20 protein-coding genes are annotated in these 19,760 nt (G+C 51.2%); 10 read left to right on the top strand and 10 right to left on the bottom strand.

The genetic code is table 11. From position 1 onward, the window contains the following. Positions 1-42 precede the first annotated feature (42 nt). Positions 43-639 carry a cytochrome b gene (locus INP78_RS05390; protein ID WP_194741195.1) on the bottom strand — a complete coding sequence of 199 codons (597 nt, stop codon included), beginning with the start codon at positions 637-639 and terminating at the stop codon, positions 43-45. A 66-nt stretch (positions 640-705) separates the two neighbouring features. Here INP78_RS05390 and INP78_RS05385 point away from each other — a divergent pair, with 66 nt between their 5' ends. The 5 genes from INP78_RS05385 (at position 706) to INP78_RS05365 (ending at position 5,891) form a co-directional block, all read left to right on the top strand. After that, positions 706-1,659 (top strand): quinoprotein relay system zinc metallohydrolase 2, encoded by a 954-nt coding sequence (locus INP78_RS05385; protein ID WP_228522689.1) that lies wholly within the window; start codon positions 706-708, stop codon positions 1,657-1,659. Positions 1,660-1,732: 73 nt separating this feature from the next. Then, the gene (gene creB, locus INP78_RS05380) at positions 1,733-2,416 is read left to right on the top strand and encodes a two-component system response regulator CreB (protein WP_194741194.1); all 684 of its coding nucleotides are present in this window, start codon (positions 1,733-1,735) and stop codon (positions 2,414-2,416) included. Between the two features lie 7 nt (positions 2,417-2,423). Next, positions 2,424-3,863 (top strand): two-component system sensor histidine kinase CreC, encoded by a 1,440-nt coding sequence (creC, locus tag INP78_RS05375; RefSeq protein WP_194741193.1) that lies wholly within the window; start codon positions 2,424-2,426, stop codon positions 3,861-3,863. A gap of 99 nt (positions 3,864-3,962) precedes the next feature. After that, complete coding sequence (gene creD, locus INP78_RS05370) at positions 3,963-5,291, top strand: cell envelope integrity protein CreD (RefSeq protein WP_228522688.1); 1,329 nt, start codon at positions 3,963-3,965, stop codon at positions 5,289-5,291. Between the two features lie 42 nt (positions 5,292-5,333). After that, positions 5,334-5,891 carry a M23 family metallopeptidase gene (locus INP78_RS05365; RefSeq protein WP_194741192.1) on the top strand — a complete coding sequence of 186 codons (558 nt, stop codon included), beginning with the start codon at positions 5,334-5,336 and terminating at the stop codon, positions 5,889-5,891. Here the strand turns inward: INP78_RS05365 and INP78_RS05360 are convergent. From INP78_RS05360 to INP78_RS05345, 4 genes are read right to left on the bottom strand one after another with little or no spacing between them, the layout of a single operon-like run. Then, positions 5,854-6,645 (bottom strand): SDR family oxidoreductase, encoded by a 792-nt coding sequence (locus INP78_RS05360; protein WP_194741191.1) that lies wholly within the window; start codon positions 6,643-6,645, stop codon positions 5,854-5,856. The two genes, INP78_RS05365 and INP78_RS05360, sit on opposite strands and share 38 nt — an antisense overlap. Positions 6,646-6,654: 9 nt before the next feature. Then, complete coding sequence (locus INP78_RS05355; RefSeq protein ID WP_194741190.1) at positions 6,655-7,350, bottom strand: TenA family transcriptional regulator; 696 nt, start codon at positions 7,348-7,350, stop codon at positions 6,655-6,657. After that, positions 7,351-8,841 carry an AMP-binding protein gene (locus INP78_RS05350; protein WP_194741189.1) on the bottom strand — a complete coding sequence of 497 codons (1,491 nt, stop codon included), beginning with the start codon at positions 8,839-8,841 and terminating at the stop codon, positions 7,351-7,353. Positions 8,842-8,865: 24 nt separating this feature from the next. Beyond that, a complete protein-coding gene (locus tag INP78_RS05345) occupies positions 8,866-9,507 on the bottom strand; it encodes a thermostable hemolysin (RefSeq protein ID WP_194741188.1) in 642 nt (213 codons plus the stop codon). Between the two features lie 391 nt (positions 9,508-9,898). On the opposite strand from INP78_RS05345, the gene INP78_RS05340 reads away from it, so the two are divergent. Both INP78_RS05340 and INP78_RS05335 read left to right on the top strand, forming a co-directional pair. Continuing rightward, a complete protein-coding gene (locus INP78_RS05340) occupies positions 9,899-10,600 on the top strand; it encodes a phosphatase PAP2 family protein (RefSeq protein WP_194741187.1) in 702 nt (233 codons plus the stop codon). After that, positions 10,597-12,276 carry a phosphoethanolamine transferase gene (locus tag INP78_RS05335; protein WP_228522687.1) on the top strand — a complete coding sequence of 560 codons (1,680 nt, stop codon included), beginning with the start codon at positions 10,597-10,599 and terminating at the stop codon, positions 12,274-12,276. The genes INP78_RS05340 and INP78_RS05335 overlap by 4 nt, the downstream gene beginning before the upstream one ends. Here INP78_RS05335 and INP78_RS05330 read toward each other — a convergent pair. Together INP78_RS05330 and INP78_RS05325 are read right to left on the bottom strand one after the other, a co-directional pair. Beyond that, positions 12,273-12,785 carry a hypothetical protein gene (locus INP78_RS05330; RefSeq protein WP_228522686.1) on the bottom strand — a complete coding sequence of 171 codons (513 nt, stop codon included), beginning with the start codon at positions 12,783-12,785 and terminating at the stop codon, positions 12,273-12,275. The two genes, INP78_RS05335 and INP78_RS05330, sit on opposite strands and share 4 nt — an antisense overlap. Then, positions 12,785-13,759: a hypothetical protein gene (locus tag INP78_RS05325; RefSeq protein ID WP_228522685.1), complete on the bottom strand. Its 975-nt coding sequence runs from the start codon at positions 13,757-13,759 to the stop codon at positions 12,785-12,787. Before INP78_RS05325 ends, INP78_RS05330 begins: the two co-directional genes overlap by 1 nt. A gap of 72 nt (positions 13,760-13,831) precedes the next feature. Between INP78_RS05325 and INP78_RS05320 the strand changes: the two genes are divergently transcribed. Both INP78_RS05320 and INP78_RS05315 read left to right on the top strand, forming a co-directional pair. Beyond that, on the top strand, positions 13,832-15,556 hold the full coding sequence (locus tag INP78_RS05320) for a HAMP domain-containing sensor histidine kinase (RefSeq protein WP_228522684.1): 1,725 nt from the start codon (positions 13,832-13,834) through the stop codon (positions 15,554-15,556). A 2-nt stretch (positions 15,557-15,558) separates the two neighbouring features. Then, entirely contained in the window at positions 15,559-16,917 is a 1,359-nt protein-coding gene (locus INP78_RS05315) for a sigma-54 dependent transcriptional regulator (protein WP_194741186.1), read from the top strand. 24 nt (positions 16,918-16,941) lie between these two features. Here the strand turns inward: INP78_RS05315 and INP78_RS05310 are convergent, their stop codons facing one another. After that, a complete protein-coding gene (locus INP78_RS05310) occupies positions 16,942-17,712 on the bottom strand; it encodes a class III extradiol ring-cleavage dioxygenase (RefSeq protein ID WP_194741185.1) in 771 nt (256 codons plus the stop codon). Positions 17,713-17,732: 20 nt separating this feature from the next. Next, complete coding sequence (locus INP78_RS05305; protein WP_194741184.1) at positions 17,733-18,122, bottom strand: DoxX family protein; 390 nt, start codon at positions 18,120-18,122, stop codon at positions 17,733-17,735. Positions 18,123-18,295: 173 nt separating this feature from the next. On the opposite strand from INP78_RS05305, the gene INP78_RS05300 reads away from it, so the two are divergent. Then, a complete protein-coding gene (locus INP78_RS05300; protein WP_228522683.1) occupies positions 18,296-19,177 on the top strand; it encodes a LysR family transcriptional regulator in 882 nt (293 codons plus the stop codon). Between the two features lie 8 nt (positions 19,178-19,185). Here the strand turns inward: INP78_RS05300 and INP78_RS05295 are convergent, their stop codons facing one another. Beyond that, complete coding sequence (locus INP78_RS05295; protein ID WP_194741183.1) at positions 19,186-19,590, bottom strand: DoxX family protein; 405 nt, start codon at positions 19,588-19,590, stop codon at positions 19,186-19,188. Positions 19,591-19,760 lie beyond the last annotated feature (170 nt).

Below are 19,760 nucleotides of genomic sequence, written 5' to 3'. Positions count from 1 at the left end.
CGCCAATCAAAGATTGGCGGTTTTTTATTGTCTGTTCACGTGCTATTTTAAAGACATGCGAGACATCGTCTCATCTTTATCAATCCACTTGTGCTTGAGCGCACCGACAACATGCACGATAAACACGACCAGCAGAATATTAGCGAATAACTCGTGAGACTCTTTGAATACATCGCGCAAATCGGCATTATCCAGGCCGCCAAAGACTTCCAGCCCAAACCATTTCAAGCCAAACTTGCTATACAAGGTCATCAACACACCGCTTAAAGGCAAGGCAACCATCAGCAAATAAAGCAAATGGTGCGCACCTGTGGCGACTTTGCGCTCTAATGCCGAATAGCTGGCAAGCATAGCAGGCGGTGTGTGGCTGATACGCCAGTAAACCCGGAACAGGATCAGCCACAGCAAGGTGAATCCCAGCGATTTGTGCAAATTGAAATACAAGGTTCTGGCACTGGCGGGCTCTTCCATTTGCCAGGTATAAATACCCAGATCGAACAAATCAAAAGCAGTTTGCTTGGGGCCATCTTTCGGTAACTCGCCCATGTACCAACCGAGGGCAAACATGGCAATCAACGCAAGCGCGATGAGCCAGTGCAAAATAACGGCAACTTTGGTATATCGTTGCGTGGAACGCATGTTTTCTCCTTGAAATTACTTGTGACAGTAGTCACTTTGTCATCATGAATGATTTGATTATGATGTATGAAACATTCATGGGTAGTCGTCATGTTATCAAAAATCAAGCTATCGTGTGTCGGTGTTACATTCGCTTTTGTAACGATTTGTAGTCATGTGCAGGCAGACACTTTCGAGCTAACAAAAGTTGCCGAAGGTGTGTATGTGCATCATGGCCAACATCTGGATATCGATGACGGTTATCAGGGCGACATTTGCAATATTGGCGTCGTCATTGGCCGCGAAGCCATTGCCGTGATTGACACTGGCGGCAGTAAACATACTGGTGAGCAATTACTGCAAGCCATCAAAGCGATTAGCCCACTGCCGATACGCTATGTGATTAACACCCATGTGCACCCCGACCACACCTACGGCAATGCCGCCTTTCAAAACGGCACCACCCATTTTGTCGGCCATGAAAAGCTGGCAAACACCATGTTGCTACGCAAAGAACAATATGAAAAACTCAATGCGCGCCTGCTCGGTGAAGCGGGCAAAGTCAGCAACACAGTCACGCCAGATACACCAGTCCACAACAAGCTCACGCTGGACTTGGGCGACCGACAACTACAACTGCAAGCACAACATGTTGCCCACACCCACACCGACTTAATCGTGCTGGATACAAAGACCAATACCTTGTTTGCCGGCGACTTGCTATTCGCCCAACGCACCCCGGTGGTAGAAGGCGATCTCAAAGGCCTGATCGCAGCACTCGAACAGATCAACCAGTCACATTACACCCTCATCGTCCCCGGACATGGCCTGGAAAGCAATGACCAGCCAACCATGCTTGGTAATGCACTCAGGTATCTCAATTTACTGCTGGCTGACATACGCACCAGCATTAAAAAAGGCATTAGCATGGAGCAGACCATGGACACCGCCGCCGCCAGCGAGCGCGACAAATGGCAATTATTCGACATTGCCAACCGACGCAATGTCAATGTGGTTTACCCGCAACTAGAGTGGGAGTAAGCGTCAAGCCAACCAAAAGTAATCGGGCTTTACTGGCTGGTATCAGTGAAACATTCTGTTTTACAATGCAGCCATGTCATTATCAATCTTAATCGTCGAGGACGAACCTTCGATTGCAGAAACCATACTGTATGCTTGCCATGCTGAACAAATGCAGGCTAAACATGTGGTGCTGGGACAACAAGCACTGGATATACTGAAGCGTCAATCATTTGATATGGTTATTCTGGATATCGGGCTACCAGACATGACTGGCTTTGAGGTTTGCAAACAGCTAAGACGTTTTTGCAACACGCCCGTTTTATTTCTTACGGCTCGCAATCATGAGGTAGACCGCATACTGGGATTGGAAATTGGCGCAGATGATTACGTGACCAAACCGTTTAGCCCGCGAGAAGTGGTCGCCAGAATCAAGGCCATTCAACGACGGTTGCATCCAGACATAGAACCAGTCGTTGCTGGATTTCAGTTGGATGAACAAAGTAGCCGCATCTACTATCAGCAACAATTATTACAACTGACCCGGTATGAGTTTCTCTTGCTCAAGACATTAATTTCTCAACCACATCGTGTTTTTTCACGCACCACCTTGATGGATACGGTTTGGCAATCCGCAGAAGACTCTATGGAGCGTACCGTAGATACCCATGTTAAAACCCTGCGCAACAAGCTACGTGAAATCTCGCTCACTCACAATCTACCTGGTACATCGTTCATCGTGACCCACCGCGGAATGGGATACAGTCTGCTACCTTAAACCCGCAATGAAAATCAGCCTTAAAATCTTTCTGGGATATTTCTTACTGGTAGGCCTGGCAGCATGGTTTGTCCTGACCGTATTCGTAGACGAAGTAAAACCTGGTGTGCGCCAGGCTATGGAAGATACCTTGGTAGACACGGCCAATGTGTTGTCCGAACTAGCCAAGAATGACCTGAAGCAAGGCGTGATTCAACATGGTCAATTTGCGCGTAGTCTGCATGACTATCAACAGAAACCTGGCATGGCCAATATCTGGGGAGTACCGAAACGCTCCGCCGATTATCGGGTATACATCACAGATACAAACGGCATGGTCGTCTTTGACTCTGACCATACCGCAGTGGGTCAAGACTACTCGCATTGGAACGATGTCTATCTGACATTAAGAAACCGTTATGGCGCACGCACGACGCCTGTAGACCGGACAAATCCTGATGGTAATACCGTCATGTATGTGGCAGCCCCCATCATGGATAACACCAAACTGATTGGGGTGCTCACCGTCGCCAAGCCGAATAGCACCATGCAGCCATTTATCTTGCATGCACAGAAAAAGATCATGCAATGGGGTCTGCTCTTATTCGCACTATCTTTATGTTTGGGGATGTTATTTACATGGCGGTTTACCCGTGCCATTCATCGTTTACGAGACTATGCAATGGCCGTGGCAAAAGGTCAAAAAGCCGCCCCTCCTGATTCGCGTAATGACGAACTTGCAGAACTGGCACAGGCCATGACCAGGATGCGAGAAGAACTGGATGGTCACCAGCACATACAAGAAGCCATACATCAGCTCACTCATGAACTAAAAAGCCCGATGACAGCCATCCAAGCGGCCACAGAACTCATTACACCAGAGATGCCAGTACAAGACCGCACATACTTTCTGAATAGCATTAAGCTGCAAACCAGTCGCCTGCAGCTGATGGTACAAAACATCCTGGGACTGGCTGCGCTCGAGCAGCAACAGACTCTGCTTCACCCGATCAGGATAGACTTGCCTGCGCTAGTAGAACAACAAATTCGCCTGGTACAAGACCGTGCCAGACAACGAAATATTCAACTACACACAGCAACCGCCCCATCACTATTCATTGCAGGCGATGCATTTTTATGCGGCCAGGCGGTGAGCAACTTGCTGGAAAACGCGCTCGACTTCAGTCCGGACCACAGCAGCATCCATATCAGCTTAGCCAAAGACCATGATGGTACTTGGCTTCATATTCAGGACCAGGGCTATGGCATCCCGGCGTATGCGCTGGATAAAATTAAAGAGAAATTTTACTCTTTGCCCAGACCCGAAAATACACCGAATGCTGGCCAGAAAAGCACAGGGCTAGGCCTGAACTTTGTACAGCAAATCATGGCCTTGCATCATGGTCATTTCTCCATCAAAAATGCCACGCCTACGGGTGTCATTGCCAGCTTGCACTGGCCTGCATAACCCTTTCATTACGCCACTTCACACTCAGCTCACATTCAGCACAACAAGGCTTCACCGGCCAACACTATGCTGCAAGCTCTCTTAGTTAAGGAGTTTGCAATGCAAAAACCATTTTTATATAAATCCCTAGGCATATTGGCACTGATCTTACTCATGTCGCTGGCATTGGGCTATGTGAATGACCTGATTCTCGAACGTCAGGCCAGGCAAGCAGAGGTAGAAAGCAATATCGCAAAATCCTCCACAGAAGCCCAAACATTGACCGGGCCCGTCTTAGTGATTCCCTATACCGAACATTACACGGAAACGATAGGGACAGATAAAAACATCAAGACAGTTGAGGGCAAGGATGAAAAGTATCTCTACCTGCTACCAAACACACTGGCCGTCACTGGCGATTTTGCGCACAACTATAAGCAACGAGGTATTTTCAAAGCACTCATGTATCGCTTTAATGGGGATATTGTAGGCAGCTTCAATTTAAACCAAATCAAAGTGCAGGCCCAGCATGCAAACGGCAGCATCCGCTTTGGCCAGGCCATGTTAAGTATCGGGCTCAGCGACACCCGTGGTATCGATGGTCAACCGGTGTTGCATTGGGGGGCCCAAACACTCAGTTTGAAACAAGGCACACAGTTACCTTTATTGGGTGCAGGCATCCATTCTGAGCTGGGTAACTTACAAGCAGAGCAAGGCCTCGTTTCTTTCAAGCTAAATCTGCACCTGCGCGGCATGCAACAATTCAACCTGATCCCGCTAGCAGACAAAAATAATGTTCGCTTGCACTCTCGTTGGCAGCACCCGCATTTTGATGGTCATTTTTTACCAGATGCCAGCAGCCAGCATATTAGCGACAAAGGCTTCGATGCCCAATGGGAAGTCTCATCACTCGCCAGCAATATCCAAGAGAGACTGCTTTCCAGTTTAAACCACACGTCTGCCAACCTGCCCCTTGACGCCATCAGTGTCGGCTTTGTTGAACCAGTCAACATCTACAGCCTGTCAAATCGAGCAACGAAATATGGCTTACTTTTTATTGGGCTGACCTTTGCTGGCTTCTTTATTTTTGAGGTGATGAAACAACTACGCATCCATCCCGCGCAATACACACTGGTTGGTTTAGCCATGGCGGTATTTTATTTGCTATTGGTTTCTTTGGCGGAGCATATCGGCTTCAGCTATGCCTACCTGATTGCCAGCACCGCTTGTATCAGTCTGATTGGTTATTACCTGGCTAATATCATGCAGAACCGCCGTTATGGCATGGTGTTCTCTCTCAAACTTGGTCTGCTATACGCGACCTTGTACGGCATCCTGATCTCGGAAGACAACGCGCTGTTGATGGGCTCTTTACTGATATTCAGTTTGCTGACCTTCACCATGGTGGTGACCCGTAAAGTGAACTGGTACGCACTCGGTAATCAATAACATTTCCGGGCGGCGCTTGCCGCCCGCACAGTGAGGCAAGCAATGAAAAAGATTTTTTACGGTTTCATCATTTGCGTAATCTTGGCGAGCATCATGCCAGAGAACGCAGTCATTCCTGTGCAATATGCATCCACCAAAGACTGGAATCATGACAGTTACTGGTTTGCCCCCTGGGGAAAATCAGGCGTTCACAAAGGGATCGATATTTTTGCCCGCAATAAAACCCCGGTGCTTTCGGCAAGTATCGGATTAGTCATCTTCACAGGAAGCATTGAAAGAGGCGGAAATGTGGTCGCGATTCTTTCGCCCAAAGGGCGCATTCACTACTACGCACATTTAGAGGCCATAGAAACCCACCCATTGGCGCTGGTTAACCAGCGAAGTCTTATTGGCACGGTAGGGAACAGCGGCAATGCCAGAGGAAAAGCACCTCACCTGCATTACAGCATTCTCAGCCTGATACCTCACCCGGCAGAAATCACATTGGAAAAACAAGGATGGAAAAGAATGTTCTACATCAATCCCAATGTATTACTGACGCAACAACCATCTCGCACTGCGTTTATAAATACTTTTTCGCCAAAGCAACCTGTTGTTTAAGACCAATATTCACCAACCTGGGCACCAAACCATTCAGCCAGGCAAAGAAACTTTGCGGCTGGCCGATAAACAGCTCTTGTTGATCTTTCTGTAATGCCCGCACAATTTTATCCGCCACCACTTGTGGACTATCCACGGCTTGACCAGAGGCCTGCCACATGGCATTGGTACGATCATCGTTCATGGGGGTGGCTATCGCGCGTGGCGCAATATAGGTGATGCCAATATTGGTATCCACTAATTCGCGGCGCAAGGCCTGGCTGAAACCATGCACGGCAAATTTGCTCGCGCAGTAGGTAGCAAAATGCGGGAAGCCCAGTGAGCCAAAGATGGAGCCGACAAACGCCAGGTGACCTCGCCCACGTTGCAAAAAGTAAGCCACAAACTCACGGCTTAATACCAGCGTCGCCGTGACATTGGTATGTACCATATTATCGATGCTGACTTCTGTTTGCTGCGCAAACTCGGTGAATTCAATCATCCCGGCATTGTTAATCAGCAGGTCTACATGCCCCATTTCACGCAGCGATTGTTTTAACACCTGGCTGGCCATATTGGGCTGCGCAAGATCGGTAACAATAATATGCGACGTGCCCCCTTGGGCAGCGACCCTTTTTTGCAGCGCATGCAGTTTGACCGGATCACGCCCGACCAGCCCGACCACGGCGCCTTGCGCAGCGAGCGCCAGGGCCAGCTTAGTACCCAGGCCACCGGTTGCGCCTGTTAACACCACATGCAGGTTGCGTAACTCCATGACTAACTCCTAAGCGGCTGCAACCAGCGGTTGGCTGGCCGCTTGTGCCGCCACATGCTTGAAAATATCGCCATACAAGCGGTAAAAACGCTTGGCAGCATGAATAATCACCTGTTGGTCTTCTGGCTTGGTCACCTGGTTCATCAGGCTCTCATAAAAGGTCACATGGCTGAGATCCAGCGAGCCGTGTGAAAACAGGTAGCTGAAGGCTTTTTTAGGCAATTTGAGCGCCTGCATGATTTTTTCACCCGCCTGGGTAGCCACTGCCGTGCTGGTGCCTTCCAGTACCAGCACCATGCCAAAGAAACCAAGTGGATTGACGCGATTAATCATGTCGTAAGCATAGGCCACCATCACTTCGGTTTCATGACAGGCGGCATCAGCAGCGGTTGCACTATGACGCACGGACTCTTTATCGCCACCACTCGCGGCAATATCATTGAGCACCCATTCCTGATGACCCATTTCTTCTTCGATATACTCACCAATCGCCGTACGCAGCCATTCGTATTCACCACTGAGTCGACCACCACAGGCCATAAGCAAAGGCGTCGTATGCTTGACGTGATGATAGGCCTGGGTGAGAAATGCGCGATAAGTCTCCAGCGTGATATTGCCTTGTGCGCCTTGCACAATCAGCGGCAAGGTCATCAATGCCTGACGTTCCTGCTCGGTCGCGTTTAATAATTGCTGATAAAAAGTCATTTAAATTCCTTCATAGATAGTGTCGATATCAGTCGCATAAGCGGCTGCAATCGCATCACGTTTTAAGCGGCCATTGGCCGTGAGTTGTCCGTTATGCGGGCTGAATGGCTGGTCGGCAAACACCACATCCCCCACCTGCGCGTAGTCCGGCAGCTGTTGATTCGCTTGCGCGATGGCCTGCGCTACCTGCTCAGCGCTGCACTGTGGCTGAGGTACCACAATCGCCACATTAAACGGCCTCGCCTCTCCAAATACACACACCTGCTGCAATGCTGGCTGGTGTATCAATGTACTCTCCACCCACTCAGGCGACACATTGCGCCCAAACGAGGTAATAAACATATTTTTTTTGCGGCCCGACAGATAAACGTACCCATCTTCATCCTGATAAGCCAGATCGCCGGTGGCCAGATAGCCTTCTTCGTCCAGCTCCGGCGTGGCAATACCACCTTCGGGCTGGGTGTAGCCGTGATACAAAGCGCCCTTTACCCAAAGCTCACCTGTCATATCCACGCGTAACTGCACATGGGGCAAGGGCTTGCCTATACTGCCAGGCTTGTGTGACTGTGGCGTATTCAGTGCAACCACCGACGCACACTCGGACAATCCATAACCTTCAAACACAGACAAGCCTAGCGCGTGGGCTTGCAGAATCAATTCGGGTACCACCTTGGCGCCACCAACGGCCACAAAACGCAGCTGTGGCAATAGCTCCTGTCCGGCTTGCATATACATCACCAGCGCACGTAGCAATTCAGGAATCAGAATCGCAGTGCTCGCACGGCTGCCTTGCAAGCCTTGATACAAGCGGCTGATATCAAACTGGCTACCAGTAAAACCCACCGCCTGGCATGGATACACAACCACCGTCGCCCCTGAAATCAGGCTGGCATAAACACCCGCCACGTTTTCCAGCAAGGTGGCCAGCGGCAGTACGCAGAAATGGCGATCAGCGGCGCCTGGCTGTATCAGGGTGGCAATAGAACTCGCTACCTGCCACATGGTGTGCGCTGACAAACACACGCCTTTGGGCGCGCCAGTGGTGCCAGAGGTATAGGTAATTTTATCGGCTGCTGCCAAGCGATCGTGGGCATGTATGCGTAATACGGCCACGGGTTGATCAGCCACTACCCATTCAGCAAGCAGCGTACTGCCTGGATAAAGCTGTTGCCAGACTGCGGGCATATCGGTGAATACCAGACTGACTCCGGCATCCGCAATCGCATGCTGTTTTTGCGCGGCAGTAAAAAATGCGGGCACGGGGACGTTGCTGCAGCCAGCGGCCAGTATCGCCAAATCCAGCACAATCCAGGCCGGGCTGTTATCCAGCGCCAATGCCACACTGGCCTGATTTGTCAGCGCCTTCAAGTCGCCAGACACGCGTGCAACTTCAGCCACCAGCGCACTGTAAGTCAGCTGCGTAGATTGCCCCTCGAGGGCGACACGTGTCGGTGCTTGTATTGCCTGCGCCTGAATCTGTTGTAATAGCATGATGATTGACACTTAATATGGAGATTACAAAGGATCAGCCACACCACGAATGGCGACAATCTGCGGGGTATGTTTGTAATAACTGCCCCACTTGGCACGCTCTTCCGCACTCAATCGCTCCGGGTTGGCCATGGCCAGCGGGAACAGATCGACACCGCCTTTAATGAGGCCATTTTGCAGGCTGTGATGCGCGGTCGCCACGCCCCACGGCAAGTTCATGCTCAAACTGTGTTGAATCACATGCGCAATCAGCACCCCGGCATTGCGTGGATTAGCCACCGCCAGATTGCCAATACAGGTAATTTCTTCACGGCCTATCTTTCTGCCGAGCTGGCGCGATATCAATTGCTCAATCGGTTCATCCAGATATTGCTCAAGAAACAATGTCTCTTGCGCCGCATTACGCAAGCCAAACGCGGCCATCAAAACGCCGCTGGCATCCCGCAACGCGACTAATTGCGGCATAAAGTGATTCACCTCTGCGCCATAAACTTGCTTGAAAACCGCGGCAATAAACGCCTCCACCTCCTGGCGGCATGGCGCGCCTCGCTCAACCAAATGACCCGTAATCTCATTCACTTGATACCTTTTCGCCTGGGCAAAGTTTCTCAACTCATAAGCAGATGACGCATGATAGAACGATGTATTTGACTCTGAATGCAGCATGTCATTTCTCTCGCTGACAACAATATTGCTCAGCTAATTGCAAGCACCATGCCAGCGTCAATTACTCATAATAATCATGTAGTTACGATTAACCACGGCAACCACACCCTGCACTTTTTGCAGATAGATTGCCATACATTTAATTCATAACCTGCATTTTTTGCATAAACCTCAAAAGAAAATCATTTTCATTACCAACAAGACACATTAATTTCTGCAACAAAATCAGCACCTTAAGTAGCCGTACATCAACTTAATTATATAGTGGCACACCGCTTGCATTTATGGTCGGAGTTTTTGAAAAAATGATGTACTCTGACGCTTGTCTGACTATCAACTATTTTCAAAAAATAACAACCCATTGCATTTTTGCAATCAACACAAAATAGAAATGATAAAAAGTCCCTGGTTACCTAAGCCAACGTTGGCAGCACTTTGGTGCATTTGGATCGCCCTCGCGATTGGCATCGTCTGGCTGGCGAATGCCACGTCTATCGACCTGTCATTGGCTGACCAGCAATTTGATTTTGCGCAGCACGCCTTTACCCAAAAGCATAACTTCTTGTATGAAACCGTCATGCATGTGTATGCCAAGCACCTGTTTACAGCCATCTGGCTGTGCTTGCTGGCGCTGGCCTGGCTACCTGCACACTGGTTAAACCATCGGATCTCTGCGGCCACACGCCATCAATTACGCTGGATTGTTTTTTTAGCCTTGCTGAATGCCAGCGTTGTCTCTGTGCTCAAACACCAAATGCCACATGCCTGTCCCTGGGACGTCGTACGGTATGGCGGAAGCGCGCCCTGGGTACCGGCCTTTATGGCCCATCCGGCGATGGAGGCAGGTCACTGCTTTCCGGCTGGGCATACAACCTGCGGTGTGTGGCTGGCCGCACTCAGCCTACTGTGGTTGCCACAAGCGCCCCGCAAAGCCTTATTCGTCGCTATTGCCGGGCTCGCGGTTGGCTTTACCTTGGGTTGGGTACAGCAAATAAGAGGCGCCCACTTTTTATCGCATACCCTGACCTCGCTCTGGCTGATGTGCGGCTGGTTATTAATGGTATTCACTTTTTCCAAGAGTCGTATTGAATGAAGATATTCGCAATATTCACCCGCATGCTACGTGCGCTGTTCACCCCGCAAATCTGCCTGATTTGGGGCGCGAGCCTGTGGTTGATGCTCACCAGCAACCACGCCCTGTTTGAACACCTGCTCAATCTTTACCCCTGGAACGCACATAACGCGGGTTTCATCATCAGTATCAGCCTGTTTTTTACTTTTAGCATCACCTTATGGCTGATGCTGCTCAGCCATGGCAAATCGGCACGCTGGGTGCTGGCCATCATTCTGCTGTCTGCCGCCTGGGCCGCTTTTTACATGGATGAGTTTGGTGTCATTATTGACCACGTCATGCTGGACAATGCAGCCAAAACAGACACCCAGGAGGTGATGGGGCTGCTGTCATGGGGATTTGTAATCAAGATGCTGGTCTTGGGCGTGCTTCCGGCATTCATCATGATCAAGAAAATACCCGCCCGCTTTTTCCAGCGCGATGCAATACTAACCAGGCTGAAACATATTGCACTATTAATTCTGGGCATGGTCTTGGTGATCATTCCATTTACAGCAGATTACGCGACTTTTATACGCGAACACAAAATGGTGCGTATGTATGCCAACCCCACTTTTTTTCATTATTCGCTCATTAAGTGGGGCTCACAGAAGTTATTCTCGCGCCATATCGTCGGGTTGCAAAAAACAGCGTTGGACGTGCGTAATATTGAAGCAGATCAGCACCATGAATTAATCATTATGGTTGTTGGCGAAACTGCGCGTTTTGATCGTTTTTCATTGAATGGCTACCCCCGCATCACCAACCCCAGATTAGCCAAAGAAAATGTCGTGAGCTTCAAGCAAGTCAGTTCTTGCGGGACATCAACCGGTGTGTCTGTACCGTGCATGTTTTCAATGCTGACCAGAAAGCAATACGACGAAGACAAAGCCTTACATATGGAGAACGCGCTGGATGTGTTAAACCGTGAAGGCGTCAAGGTGTTATGGCGGGATAACAACTCGGACTCCAAAGGCGTCGCCTTGCGCGTCCCTTATGAAGACTTCCGCTCCCCGGCCCACAACCCGGTGTGCGATGACAATGAATGCCGCGACATCGGCATGCTGAGCGGACTGGACAAGTTTATTGAAAAAAACAAAGATCATGACATCCTGATCGTGCTGCACCAGATGGGCAACCATGGGCCAGAATACTATCGTCGCTATCCAGATGAATTCAAAAAATTCACGCCTATTTGCAAAACCGGCCGCTTGTCAGAATGTTCACGACAGGAGATCGACAACTCTTATGACAACGCCATTTTGTATACGGATTACTTCTTGTCAGAGGTGATTCAGTTCCTGAAGAAATATGACAGCCATCGCGAAACCGCCATGCTGTATGTCGCGGATCATGGCGAGTCACTCGGTGAGCACGGTATTTACTTGCACGCAGCGCCTTATATGATTGCGCCTAAAGAACAAACCCACGTACCGGCGATTTTATGGGTAGGCCAGCACTTTGATTACCAACTGCCGCAAATTGCACCTTATGAGAACTATCCGCTGAGTCATGATGATGTGTTCTGTACCTTGCTCACTGCTTACGAACTCAAATCAGAAGTATGCCATGCCGAGTTTGGCTGGCTGGCACAAAACCGTGAGCTACAAGAGGAACAGCGCAAACACTTGCATCCTATCAAAGCAAGTACGCACTAATTACTACTATCGCAACGCAAGGCTGGCGGCTCTGACGTCAGCTTGCTGGGGGTGAGCCAAAACAAGGGCTTGATGCGTTCATCCACATGGCACGCGTCGATATAGCCAATGGCGCCATCGGTCTCAGCCACATAACGGATCATAGCTTCTTCTGACTGCACGGTATAAGGCGGCTGCACGCCGTGAAAATACAGACCGTTCCAATAGCTCACCTGTGATCTCGGCGTGCTATGCAACACTTGCTGCGAGAACCTTAAGCGCAGTGGGTGCTCACTATGCAAATTCACCGGGTGCAAAGCCTGCCCATGCGAGGCATAAAGTTTCTTGCGCCAAAAAATCAGCCCCAGCTCATCGGGATGGATGTCAGGCGCCAGACCGGTTTGCGCAGGCACAATCACCGCAATCGTGCGGTTATCCTCAACGGCCACTGCAGGCACGGCCAGTAACAGGCCAATTACCCAGACAGCATACAGCCAATGACGCATCATGAATGTCGTACTGAACTGCATTAAAACATCACCGCAAAAGAGGTCACAAAGCCACGCGGTACATCTTCGTATTCACCGCTACCGCCAATAAACTCAAACTTCAGCAGTTGGTTTGGCTTCACGCGCTTGGTCATGCCCAGCACCCAGCGATCTGCATTCTTGCTGTCCACCTCATGCAAGGTTTCCAGCCGCGTGATCCAGTACCACTCACTGCCCAGCGAATAGGCGCTTTGCAGGTAAGCGCCACTGCCGCCATCATCACCGCCTGAGGTTTTACGCTCATACACCTCACCGCTGAACTCCCAGCGATTAAATTCCAGCAAGAAGTCCAGGCCATATAAGTGGTAGGTCGGCGAGCCAGGTATATCTTTTTGATAGCTCATGACATTCAGACCCAAAGTGTTGAGCCCTGCATTATTGCCACTTAAACCAAGAATATTATTAAATGCGAGGCGCGCGCCTTTCACCTCACGATGGATGATTTCATCACCGTCCTGACGCTGGTCTTTCAATGCTTCCGCGTAGACCTGATACTCCATATCCATATGGCTGATCGGCAAACTGCCAAACAGCATGGCGCCATTGATACTCGATGGAAAAAAACGGGTTGTAACCAGGGGGCGGCTGGCAGTCCACACCAGTGGTGGCGCATGCAATTGATTCCAGCGGCCGGCCGGAGTCAGAAAGCGGCCAAGGCGAACATTGGCTTTTTCATTGAGGTTATAGTCAAAATAAAAGCGTTCGAGGTCGAGATAACTCTGCTTGGTATTGAAGCCATCATGATGATCATAAGAAATCGGGTTTTCCAGCTCCAGCTCGCTGAAAAACTTGACGCGGGTACCTTGGTCCCAGGTCACGATCATACTCACTTCATTCAGCTTGAGTTGTGCGGCTTCAGTCCGCGGCAAACGCGCATCGATGCTGGTGTAACCACCGACGTGAAAACCACGCCAGAAGGAGTCATCCTCTTCAGCCACAACTGACTTGCATAGCATACACAGGCTGATTACACTGAGCATGACCCTGAGCAGACTGCTTAATATAGCTGATCTATACATGGCTAATCGATGACATGGCTAATGGATGACCGTTTCGGCAAAAAACATTTAACCTCTATTTTCTCACATCTCATGCGCTTTCATTCACCCCTGACTATCCGCAAAATGCTTTTAATTGCATTTTTGCTGGCTGGCCTGCTGCCCGCGCTTTTAGTGAGCCTGCTGAGCTTTTACCAAGCCAGGCAGGCATTGCGGATTGAAATTCAGCACGACCTGCAAACCACGGGTAACGCGGTGGCAGAGCACGTTGACCGCGTCATGAACGAACGCGTACAGAATGTGCGTAGCTGGAGCCAGCTCGCCATCATGCAGGACATGCTGATTGGCGACATTGATAAGCGGCTATCCATCTTTTTGGCCGAGACTCGGCATAGCTACGCAGAGCAATATGTCAGCCTGGATGTAGCAGATTTACAGGCACATATTGTCGCCTCCAGCCGCCCCGCCAATATTGGCCAGACCCTACACACGCCACCTGTGTGGATGTCGTTTCGCGACAATGGCCAAACCATTACCATCTATCATCTCAACAATCACCAGTTGATGATTTCCGCGCCGATCTTTTCACAAAACACGTTACAGCCCATGGGTCAATTGATTGCGACCTTTAACTGGCAAGTCATTGAAAACGTGCTAAACCATGCTGCGCAACACAGCACAGCGCTGGCGTTGTTGGACAACAAACAACACATGCTCGCACAATCCCGCTTGTGGTCAGATCAAAAACACAGCCTGCATGCCAAAGCGGCGATAACCAGCCGCTTGCCACTCAATGGCTGGCAGATACACCTGAACAAAGACCACGATGTGGCCGTTGCGCCTGTACACCGCCTGGGCATGATTTTTATTGCCTTGCTCGGCGCCATTCTGGTGTTCTCGTTATTACTGGTGCGGCCTCTGGCGCAAAATATCAGCCGTCCGCTAGAAACACTCACGCGTTATGTTCAACGCTTTCGCCAGCCCGGCAGCCAACCACCGGCCGCCAGCGGTCCGGCCGAGGTGCAATCCTTGCATCAGGCATTCACGAAAATGGCCAGCGACCTGGCCGAGTCAGAACAGCAACTCACCCGCGCGGCAAAATTAGCCGTGGTCGGCGAAATGGCCGCCGCCATGAGCCACGAGGTAAGAACGCCGCTGGGCATCATGCGCTCCTCGGCCGACGTCTTACTCAGGGAGCCGCAGCTGAGTGAAGACGGCCGCGAGGTGCTCGGATTTATTATTTCTGAAACCGAACGCCTGAATAAACTGGTCAGCGCCCTGATTGATACGGCGCGGCCACGTCCACCCAATAAAACGCCATTAGACCTGCAAGCGCATTTGCAGCACGTCGTTGCCATGCTGCAAAAACAGGCGCAGGCCAAGCAGATTCAACTCATATTTCACGCCACGCAAACTGTAGTGGTTGACGCTGACCAAGACCAGATGACGCAAGTGCTGGTTAACTTGCTCATGAATGCGATTCAGATTTTGCCGGAAGGTGGCCAGGTTGCCCTGCAACTGGAAGCCGACGACTCACATGCCCACATGACTGTCGCGGACAATGGCCCTGGCGTCCCACCAGCACAGCAAGACCATTTATTTGAAGCCTTTTTTACCCAGCGCGCTGGCGGCGTCGGCCTCGGGCTGGCCGTCGTCAAGCAAATCATAGAAGCGCACAATGGTACAATCAGCTATAGCACCAGCGCCTGGCAAGGCGCCCAATTTAACTTATCACTCCCATTAGCGACCGCATAACCATGTCCACCCCGCAACATACTATTTTGGCTGTAGATGATGAACCGCATATGCGCAGGTTACTGGAAATCAGCTTGCGCCAGGCGGGCTATCGGGCACTGTCTGCGGGCAATGGCCGCGAAGCGCTGGAGCTCATACAACAACAGCAAATTGACCTGGTCGTGAGTGACCTGCACATGCCAGGCATGAATGGCCTGCAATTGCTGGAAGCGTTGCGCAAACAATATGAGCGCTTGCCATTTATCATGGTGACAGCGCAAGGGGAGATCAAAACCGCGGTCGAAGCCATGAAACTGGGCGCCAGCGATTATATTCTGCGCCCGTTTGAGCTCGAGACCCTGGAAATTGCCATCCAGAAAGCCCTGGCGGTCAACCGCATCCAGCTGGAAAATGCTTTTTTTAAGGAAGCCAGCCAGCCAGCGGTGACCGGACTCATAGGCAACAGCGCGCCCATGCAATCACTCAAGCAAATGATCCAGCAAGTGGCACCAGAGCGTGCAACGGCGTTTATTGTAGGCGAAACCGGCACCGGTAAAGAGCTGGTGGCAAAAGCGCTGCACGATGCCTCGCCGCGTAAATCGCAGCTCTTCGTGGCCGTCAACTGTGCCGCCATTCCGGTCGACATTCTGGAATCCGAATTATTTGGGCATGAAAAAGGCGCGTTTACCGGCGCGGTGAAAGAGCGTGTTGGTAAGTTTGAACTGGCCAATGGCGGCACGCTGTTTCTGGATGAAATCACCGAAATGCCTATCCAGTTACAGTCTAAGTTATTGCGCGTGCTACAAGAAAACGTGGTGGAAAAGCTGGGCGGCAACCGGCAGATTGCACTGGATGTGCGCGTGGTGGCAGCCACTAACCGTGATCCGCTGCAAGCAGTCAAAGAAGGCAAGTTGCGTGAGGATGTGTATTACCGCCTGAACGTAATCCAACTGCAAGTGCCGCCACTGCGTGAGCGCGGCGAAGATGTCGGCTTGCTGGCTGACTACTTTCTGCATAAACGCCAGGGCAAGCTGAGTGAAAGCGCCCGTGCATGCTTGCAGCAATATCGCTGGCCTGGCAATGTGCGCGAACTGGAGAATATTCTGGAACGCGCCGCTATTCTGGCTGGGGGCCAGACCATACAGCCACAACACTTACCCGCCGATATTACGCAATCACTTGCACCAGCCAGCAGCGAACCCAGCACGGCAAACAGCGAAGGCAATGACCTGTCTATCCCGCGCGCAACCGAAACCATAGAGCGCCGCCTGATTTTACAAGCGCTGGACGCCTGCCAGGGTAACAAAACCAAGGCAGCCAAACTGCTTGAAATCAGTGAGCGCTCACTGTGGAACAAACTCAACCAATACGGCTTACGTTAATGCCCCATTGACGGCATGTCATGGTTATTCAGCCCAGAGGTAAGCATCCATCGCTAAAATGCCGTAGGTGTTTTCTGGCGTAAACCGTTTTGCAACGCCGTTTGCACTGCCCGCGGCCACAAACAAAGGCATTAAATGATCCTCACTCGGATGCGCCCGCACGCCCTGTGGGCAATCGGCCCGGTAATTGAGCATGCTTGTCCATTGCTGCTGCGCGATGCGTTCAGCCATCCAGTCGGCAAACGGTGCAACATAGGGCAAAGGCGCCGCCTCCCTGTCACTGGTAAAAAAGTCCGATAAGTTATGCGTGATGGCGCCAGAAGCCAATATCAGCACATTTTGCGCATGCAGCGCTTGTAACGCACGCCCCAACGCAAACTGCTGGGCGGGGGTGCTGCGGCTCTGAATCGACAACTGGGTGACCGGTATGTCTGCTTCAGGATACATCAGCATCAACGGCACCCAGGCGCCATGATCCAGCCCGCGTTGGGGATGCGCTTGCACTGCGATGTCGTGCGACTGCAATAAGGCTGCCACTTGTTGCGCCAGCGCAGGTGCGCCCGGTGCCGGGTATTGCTTGGCATACAAAGCAGGTGGAAACCCGGCAAAATCGTGGATGGTTTCCGGCTGTGTGGCCAGGCTCACAGTAGGCACCCGCGTATCCCAATGCGCAGACACCACCAGGATGGCCTCCGGCCTGGGCAGCTTAGCGGCAATCTCCGCCAGCAACTGGCCGGTTTTACCCGGCTCAATCGCCAGCGTAGGCGCACCATGCGAGACAAACAGCGTCGTCATACCAATTCACTCCGTTTAGATTAGCGGCGACGGTTGTCCACACTGAATGCGCCCGCGCCAAACGCCACCACCATCAGCAAGCCACCAACAATGGTCAGGTTTTTCAGGAACATGATTTGCTGCATCTGATCGGCCAGGTTGTTGTGGAACATAAACGCAGTTGCCACGGTAAAGATAGCAATCCCGGCAGCGGCCAGACGGGTTTTGTAGCCCACCAGCAAAGCAACACCCAGCACCAGCTCAACAAACAAGGCAATGGCATAAGCCACCTCGGGCAATGGTGCACCCACGCTCTGGATATAACCGATGGTGCCCGCAGGGTTGGCCGCTTTACTCAAGCCGCTGATAATAAAAATCTGTGATAACAAAATACGGCCAGCCACACTGGCTGCGGATTGGATTGCGTTCATGTTGTGCTCCTTTATGTTGTTTGTGCGATGTGATCATCAGCCGGACATCGCACACTTCCCTGAGAAAATAGTGACGGTATTGGTTTAGCTGATGAATGGCATTGTATTCCTGAAACAAAAAAATGATAATCCCACTAAAATTAGTAAAACTGTCTCATATAGGTTGACAATCTATGGCCTCATTAGAAGAAATGCATTTTTTTGTCGAAGTGGTAAAACACGGCAATTTCACCAGCGCAGCCCAGGCACTGGGCATCTCAAAGCAACTGGTCAGCCGTCGCATCATCGCGCTGGAGGCCCGTCTGGGCGTGCGATTGCTACTGCGCACGACGCGCAAACTGTCGCCAACAGAAACCGGCAAAGTGTTTTTTCAGCGCGCGCAACACATTTTGCAAGCCATCCATGATGCTGAATTAGAGGTGAGCAATCGCTCGGATGCGCTACGTGGCTTGCTCAAGATCTCTGTGCCATTGTCTTACGCCAACCTGCGGCTGGCGCCAGCGCTCACCGCTTTTATGCAACAACACCCCTTGGTGGATGTGTGGCTGGATGCAGATAATCGGCATGTGGATATGATTAGCGAAGGCTATGACATGGTGATACGGGTGACCGATCAACCCGAAGACGGCATGGTGGCGCGCAAGCTCGAAGACGCGGCAATGCGTTATTGTTGCAGCCCGGATTACATTGCGCGCCATGGCGTGCCCGCCTCGCCGCAGGCACTGTCCAAACATGCATGTTTAACGCACCGCGCCAGTGAGTGGCTGTTCAGCGAACATGACCAGATACACCGTATCCCGATTCACGCGCACTTAAAATCTAACCACGGCGAGGTCTTGCGCGACGCTGCCGTGGCCGGGTTGGGCATTACCGGCCTACCGGCTTTTTATGTGCTGGAAGATTTGCTACGTGGCCGTCTGGTAGAAGTGCTGGCAGACTATCGCATGCAGCAGGCGGGCATTTATGCCATGTATCCTTACCACAAGCAGGTGTCGGCCAATGCGCTGGCCTTAATTGAGCACTTGCGGCAGTGGTTTCAACCCACGGCCGCCTAAGCGGAGTCCTACTCCATAAGTGTGACGCGTTTACCGCCATCGATACTGTAGCCGCCCGGGCCAAACGCAATAATCACTAAGAGGCCACCAATAATGGTGATATTTTTAAGAAACATAATCACCTGCATCGGGTCGGCCATATTGCTGTGAAACATCAAGGCGGTGACAAAGGTAAACACGGCGATGCCCGCGGCGGCCAACTGCGCCTTAAAGCCGACCAACAGGGCGATGCCCAGGCCTAACTCAACCACCAGCGCCACCACATAAGCCACCTGCGGCAAAGGCAAGTGGGCACTTTCAATATAGGCAATGGTCCCGGCCGGGTCCATGATTTTGGCGATGCCGCTAATAATAAAAATCAAAGATAACAATACACGCCCCAAAAAACTGACCCAACGCTGCCGTACATTCATACTGATCGCTCCTTGTCATTATTGAACGCGTGCCTCATCGCCCGGTCAGCGAATCAGGCATCGGTGTGATGCATATCGGCTCAGCACCAACTCCTGCCAAATATGTATCACATTTGTTACTCTGAACCATTCTCGACAGAAACACCAGCACGATTTGACATTTAAAAATA

The organism is Methylophilus sp. 14 (genome assembly GCF_015354345.1).
GTDB lineage: Bacteria > Pseudomonadota > Gammaproteobacteria > Burkholderiales > Methylophilaceae > Methylophilus.
This window is presented reverse-complemented; position numbering and strand designations above follow the sequence as displayed.

Coding starts and splice junctions, on each gene's coding strand:
- INP78_RS05390 (WP_194741195.1), bottom strand. CDS start 639: ATGCGTTCCACGCAACGATATACCAAAGTTGCCGTTATTTTGCACTGG.
- INP78_RS05385 (WP_228522689.1), top strand. CDS start 706: ATGAAACATTCATGGGTAGTCGTCATGTTATCAAAAATCAAGCTATCG.
- creB (WP_194741194.1), top strand. CDS start 1,733: ATGTCATTATCAATCTTAATCGTCGAGGACGAACCTTCGATTGCAGAA.
- creC (WP_194741193.1), top strand. CDS start 2,424: ATGAAAATCAGCCTTAAAATCTTTCTGGGATATTTCTTACTGGTAGGC.
- creD (WP_228522688.1), top strand. CDS start 3,963: ATGCAAAAACCATTTTTATATAAATCCCTAGGCATATTGGCACTGATC.
- INP78_RS05365 (WP_194741192.1), top strand. CDS start 5,334: ATGAAAAAGATTTTTTACGGTTTCATCATTTGCGTAATCTTGGCGAGC.
- INP78_RS05360 (WP_194741191.1), bottom strand. CDS start 6,645: ATGGAGTTACGCAACCTGCATGTGGTGTTAACAGGCGCAACCGGTGGC.
- INP78_RS05355 (WP_194741190.1), bottom strand. CDS start 7,350: ATGACTTTTTATCAGCAATTATTAAACGCGACCGAGCAGGAACGTCAG.
- INP78_RS05350 (WP_194741189.1), bottom strand. CDS start 8,841: ATGCTATTACAACAGATTCAGGCGCAGGCAATACAAGCACCGACACGT.
- INP78_RS05345 (WP_194741188.1), bottom strand. CDS start 9,507: ATGCTGCATTCAGAGTCAAATACATCGTTCTATCATGCGTCATCTGCT.
- INP78_RS05340 (WP_194741187.1), top strand. CDS start 9,899: ATGATAAAAAGTCCCTGGTTACCTAAGCCAACGTTGGCAGCACTTTGG.
- INP78_RS05335 (WP_228522687.1), top strand. CDS start 10,597: ATGAAGATATTCGCAATATTCACCCGCATGCTACGTGCGCTGTTCACC.
- INP78_RS05330 (WP_228522686.1), bottom strand. CDS start 12,785: ATGCAGTTCAGTACGACATTCATGATGCGTCATTGGCTGTATGCTGTC.
- INP78_RS05325 (WP_228522685.1), bottom strand. CDS start 13,759: ATGCTATGCAAGTCAGTTGTGGCTGAAGAGGATGACTCCTTCTGGCGT.
- INP78_RS05320 (WP_228522684.1), top strand. CDS start 13,832: ATGACATGGCTAATGGATGACCGTTTCGGCAAAAAACATTTAACCTCT.
- INP78_RS05315 (WP_194741186.1), top strand. CDS start 15,559: ATGTCCACCCCGCAACATACTATTTTGGCTGTAGATGATGAACCGCAT.
- INP78_RS05310 (WP_194741185.1), bottom strand. CDS start 17,712: ATGACGACGCTGTTTGTCTCGCATGGTGCGCCTACGCTGGCGATTGAG.
- INP78_RS05305 (WP_194741184.1), bottom strand. CDS start 18,122: ATGAACGCAATCCAATCCGCAGCCAGTGTGGCTGGCCGTATTTTGTTA.
- INP78_RS05300 (WP_228522683.1), top strand. CDS start 18,296: ATGGCCTCATTAGAAGAAATGCATTTTTTTGTCGAAGTGGTAAAACAC.
- INP78_RS05295 (WP_194741183.1), bottom strand. CDS start 19,590: ATGAATGTACGGCAGCGTTGGGTCAGTTTTTTGGGGCGTGTATTGTTA.